The organism is Syntrophorhabdaceae bacterium (assembly GCA_035541755.1).
Taxonomy (GTDB): Bacteria; Desulfobacterota; Syntrophorhabdia; order Syntrophorhabdales; family Syntrophorhabdaceae; genus PNOF01.
The window spans coordinates 1-4779 of the sequence record DATKMQ010000133.1 but is presented as its reverse complement, the minus strand read 5'-3'; the positions used below and the strand labels follow the sequence as shown (position 1 = coordinate 4779).

General features: G+C 51.1%; 4 protein-coding genes. All 4 read right to left on the bottom strand.

What is annotated here, in order from left to right; all coding sequences use genetic code 11:
* Positions 1 to 187: 187 nt before the first annotated feature.
* From VMT62_13360 to VMT62_13345, 4 genes are read right to left on the bottom strand one after another with little or no spacing between them, the layout of a single operon-like run.
* Complete coding sequence (locus tag VMT62_13360; GenBank protein HVN97411.1) at positions 188 to 943, bottom strand: 3-oxoacyl-ACP reductase family protein; 756 nt, start codon at positions 941 to 943, stop codon at positions 188 to 190.
* A gap of 31 nt (positions 944 to 974) precedes the next feature.
* A complete protein-coding gene (locus VMT62_13355; protein ID HVN97410.1) occupies positions 975 to 2051 on the bottom strand; it encodes a TRAP transporter substrate-binding protein in 1077 nt (358 codons plus the stop codon).
* A gap of 56 nt (positions 2052 to 2107) precedes the next feature.
* Entirely contained in the window at positions 2108 to 3409 is a 1302-nt protein-coding gene (locus tag VMT62_13350) for a TRAP transporter large permease (GenBank protein ID HVN97409.1), read from the bottom strand.
* Positions 3402 to 3884, bottom strand: coding sequence for a TRAP transporter small permease (locus VMT62_13345; GenBank protein ID HVN97408.1), 483 nt, complete (start codon positions 3882 to 3884; stop codon positions 3402 to 3404). Before VMT62_13345 ends, VMT62_13350 begins: the two co-directional genes overlap by 8 nt.
* Positions 3885 to 4779 lie beyond the last annotated feature (895 nt).

Sequence of the window (4779 nt, the reverse complement as noted above, 5' to 3'; positions counted from 1 at the left end):
GCAAACGCGCTTTGGATGTCCTTTTGTTTTTTTTGAGTCTGAAGTGACCGCCAATGCATTGGGGCTTGTTTGAGCCTCTATGAAGTCCGGATCTTATGCTAAGACCTGTTGCTGTTCCCCGGGGCCTGCTATATCCTTCCTCTGTCCTTATCTGTTGTCAAGATAAAATTTTTGGGTCGAAATGTCTTTAATGTAAAACCGCTCCTCCGTCTACAACAATAGTCTGGCCGGTAATGAAATCACTGTCCTCCGAGGCAAGAAACACCATGGTTCCGAGAAGATCCTCGGGCAGCTCATCTCGTTTAAAGCACCGGGTTCCAGCCACGGACCTGAGAGATTCTTCGGGATACATCGGGTTTCCGTGCACGGCTTCACTAATCGTAAGTCCTGGGGCAATGGCGTTGACGCAAATTCCATCATCCCCCAACTCCCTTGCCAGGGCCCGCGTCAAAGCAACGATCCCTCCCTTTGAGGTAACGTAGTGCAGAAAATATGGTGTTCCGCTAAAAAAGGTTCCAGAAGAGACATTTATGATTTTGCCCCTCTTCTGTTTTTTCATATGTGGGTATACGGCTTTACAGCAAAGGAACGTGCCTTTGAGATTGACCCGCATCACTTTGTCCCAGTCTTCCGCGGAAATCTGGTGAAAAGGCTTTTTGCCGAGATCAGCAAAAGTAGCTGCATTATTAACCAAAATATCAATTCTCCCAAAGCGCTCGATAGCGTTACGGACGATCTCGTTCGTGTTTTTCTCCTCTGACACATCAGCGCGAAAAGCTAGTGCCTCACCTCCCTTCTTGCCTATCTCGTCTGCAACAGCAGAAGGGTCCAGAATATCGGCAATCACAAGGTGGCAACCTTCTTCACAGAAGCGCAAAGCGTAATCTTTTCCGAGTCCGCGAGCTCCTCCTGTCACGATAGCAACCTTTCCCTGAAGTCGCATAGTGTGCTCCTTCCCGCAGTCGCGACGTGAGCTATTGAACGTAGGGGCTCTTCAGTTTACGGTCCCTCTCCTGCTTGCCCCAGTAAGTGATACGTTCGTATATGTATTGCAGCTGCGCCTCCATTTCGTCCTTCTTGAAGCCCTTCGCCTCCATGTCTTTCATGTAATTCTGTATGACTGGCTCCACGGCCTTTCGCATTTTCTGAATCTCCTCTTCCGGTAGACTGATCATCTGTCCGCCGCGCTGCTTAAAATAATCGAGTCCCTCAAAGTCGGCTGACAGTGTGGTTACAGCATGCTTGTCTACGAACTCTTCTGATGTTTCGTCGAAGATCTTCTTTATATCACCAGGCAACGCATCCCACTTCTCCTTGTTCATGGCAACGTAGAACGTGTACACCAGTCCGGTTGCGCGTTGCGTCAGGGCAGCGTACTTAATCACATCACCCAGTCGAAAGCCCTTCCAGGTCTCCATCGTTTCGAACATGCCATCCAGCAACCCTCTCTGGGCCGCGTCATACGCATCACCCATTTCAAGCGACACGGGTACCGCACCGATCGCCTTGATCGTGTCTGCGGGTCTTCCCATGCCTCTGAACTTTAACCCTTTCAGGTCGTCCATTGTGTGAAACGCTTTCTTCGATGTTGCAAAGATCTGCGGGCCTGGCGACCAAAAGTAGAGCACGTGCACCTCATTCCATTCTTTAGGTTTATACTTCTTGTAGAAATCGTGCTTCACATGTGTGCAGACAAAGCCGCTGGTGTAGCCGACCGGCAGATCGAGCATCTCCGAAAGCGGGAAGCGGCCCCGCGTGTAGGCGGTGTGGCTATTGCCGAGGTCAGAAACGTGGTTCACGATGCCGTCGTAGACCTTGGCCGCTGTGGTGAGTGTTCCACCCGGGTAGTAGGTAATCTCGACCCTGCCGTTGGTGCGCTTCTTTATCTCTTCGCAGAACTGGCCTATCACCGGCGTGGCGGAAAAGGTTATCGGCTGAAAGTTGCTGAACTTCAACTTGATGGGAGCGGTACCTTGCGCATGGCAGGGCACAAAGCCGCCGGCATAGAGCGTAACAGTGAAAAGCGCTACCAGGAACATTCTCCTTCTCATCTTAACTCCTCCTTATTGTTTATTGAGCCTTGTAGGCCTCTATCAACGCCTTCATTTCACTTCATTAGGTAATGAGGTAGAAAAAGCGCGAGTTGCGGGAAGATGAAGAGCAGAGCCGCGAAGACGACGATGCCGAGCAGGAACGGAACTACGCCCTTATACACGGTGGCCATGGGTGTTTTGCTTAACTTGTGCACGATGAAAACATTGGAGGCCACAGGGGGAATGACAATGCCGATCATAATGGTGACCGCGAGCATGATGCCGAACCAGACCGGATCGAAACCGAGCTTCTGGACAACCGGGAAGAAGATGGGGGTGGCAAGAATCATGAAGGCGAGGTCATCGATGAACGAGCCGCCGATAAGGTATACGAAACAGATAATAATCATCACGACATTCCGGTTGAGGGGAAGGCTTGTGGCCCAGTCCGCCATGAGCTGTGGAATGTTTGTGATCGTTATAAAATGGCCCAGGATAGAGGAGCCTCCAATCAGCAGCAGGATCATGCATGCCGTGCGCATCGCGTCTCCGATCGCTTTGACATACCCCTTGAAGCTCAGCTGTTTTCTGACAACCACCATGAGAAGAACCGCCATAGTGCCGACACTGCCCGCTTCCGTAGGGGTAAAAAACCCCTTCAGGAGTCCGACGATCATGAGCATGAAGACGGCAAGGACGACTACCACCTCGGGCAGGGACGCTATCCTCTGCTTCCAAGTGGACTTTTCGCCGGCAGGAGCAAGGGATGGGTTGATCTTAGCCCACCCGTAAATCGTGAGCACAAATAAAAGGGCGATCCCGAGCCCGGGGACGATCCCGGCCAGGAACAATGTCCCTATCGATTGTTCGGTGAGAAGGCCATAGATGATCAGAAAAACTGTGGGCGGGATGAGGCAGCCCAGAGTCCCGACCACGGCCACGAGGCCGGTGGAGAGGGTCTTGCTGTAACCGTACCGATCCATTTCAGGAATAGCCACACTGCTGAAGGTTGCTGCCGTGGCTACTGCTGAGCCGCAGAGGGCCTTGAATGCGGTAGCCCCGCCCACCGTGGCCATCGCGAGTCCGCCTGGAATGTGGCCGATAAACCGGTAGGCACAATCGTACAGCCGCTTCGCGATGCCTGAGGCGAACGCGATCTGGCCCATAAAGATAAAAAGAGGGAAAACCGTGTACCCGTAAGAGACAAAGACATCGTACATGTCCTTTGCCATCATATGGGTGGCTCCCCTGAAATCGACAAGATACGTGAATCCGGCAAAGCCCACCAAGATCATGCAGAAGGGAAGTTCAAGCCCGGTGAAAAATAGGACGATCAACGTCACTAGCGCGACGCATCCCGTCATCAGCTCACTCATAGGTTCCTCCGAAAATCTTGAGGATGTCGCAGAGGAGGACAATTGAAAGCACGAGGAAGCAGAAGGCTAAAGCATACTCAACGGGATAGAGAGGCAGTTCAAGAGTTCCTGAAACCTCCGCCGCTTTGCGCATCCCGGTCCCTATCTTCACCGAATTCCAGCTGATCAGGAGGCACAAACCGATTCCGACACATCGTGTCATGACATTAATAAGGTTCTTTACTGGTCCGGCAAGCCGGTTGAGGACGAAATCTACGGCGATGTGGCCGCGCATCCAGAAGGAAATAGGAACCGTAAAGCCAATGACGATCCCCCCACAGATTGCAATGATTTCTACGGCGCCCGGGATGGGTTTCCCAAACAGCCTCAGCACGACATCCAGCGTGGTGAGAAGCATCATGAACGTCAACGAAACAGCGGCTACGCCCTGCATGAATTGGCTGATCTTCAGCACGCCGGCAAGGAAAACTCTCACAGGACCCTGTCTCCAGGCTTAAAGACGCCCTCAAACATCAGCTTTTTTATTTCGGCGGTAACTTGTTCGAAAGCTTTTTTTGTCATCAGAGGACGAAACATTTCTTCTTTGGGACGAGCACCAAGATCCGGCAAATTGCCGTTCCTACTATGGTAGGTGGACGTAGCATACCTGTCCGACAATGACATTAATGCATTCGTGCTCCAAGGTGTCAAGAAGTTTTTGAATACCTCTTTTAAGACGAGAACAAGTCTACTACATTATATAAGCCGCATTGCATCATGGCCCAGTTGCTGCTTGAAATGGTGTGGTGAGAAAAGGTTGGCGCGCGCTATCAATTAACGAACGTAATCTTCCACGTACTCCAGAAAGCCAATTTTAACTCTTCGAGCAAGGAACAAACGAAATTCATCGTCACGGATTTTTGAAAATCTTTGAATCGTATGAATCGTCGCTTCCACCCGCCCCGCTAATCGTGAACCGTAGGTTGTCAAGGTATAATTCAGGATTACGAAGAGAAAGAACCTGGAAATCAGCCGCTGAATTACGATGTCGGCTGGATACGGCTTATAGAAATCACTGTTGCTGTTTTAGAATAAAGGGTCACTGTTTTGAAGAGTGGAAGACTCAGGAAGCTCCGGTTATGCAATCATGTGCAATCATGTTGACACTATCGATGAACAAAAGGTATTTTCTCTCATTACAACGGAATGGCCGGGCTGCCTGAAAACGAGTTGGCGTTTTCTTCAATTCAGGGGGTGTCCATGAGAGAAAAAGTTCTTGAATCGGACGTTCTGTGTGTGGGAGGGGGAATAGCCGGCCTCATGGCGGCCATCCGGGCGAGCGAGTCGGGCGCCAAGGTGGTGGTGGCTGAAAAAGGAAATACGTTACGCAG

Coding starts and splice junctions, on each gene's coding strand:
- VMT62_13360 (HVN97411.1), bottom strand. CDS start 943: ATGCGACTTCAGGGAAAGGTTGCTATCGTGACAGGAGGAGCTCGCGGA.
- VMT62_13355 (HVN97410.1), bottom strand. CDS start 2,051: ATGAGAAGGAGAATGTTCCTGGTAGCGCTTTTCACTGTTACGCTCTAT.
- VMT62_13350 (HVN97409.1), bottom strand. CDS start 3,409: ATGAGTGAGCTGATGACGGGATGCGTCGCGCTAGTGACGTTGATCGTC.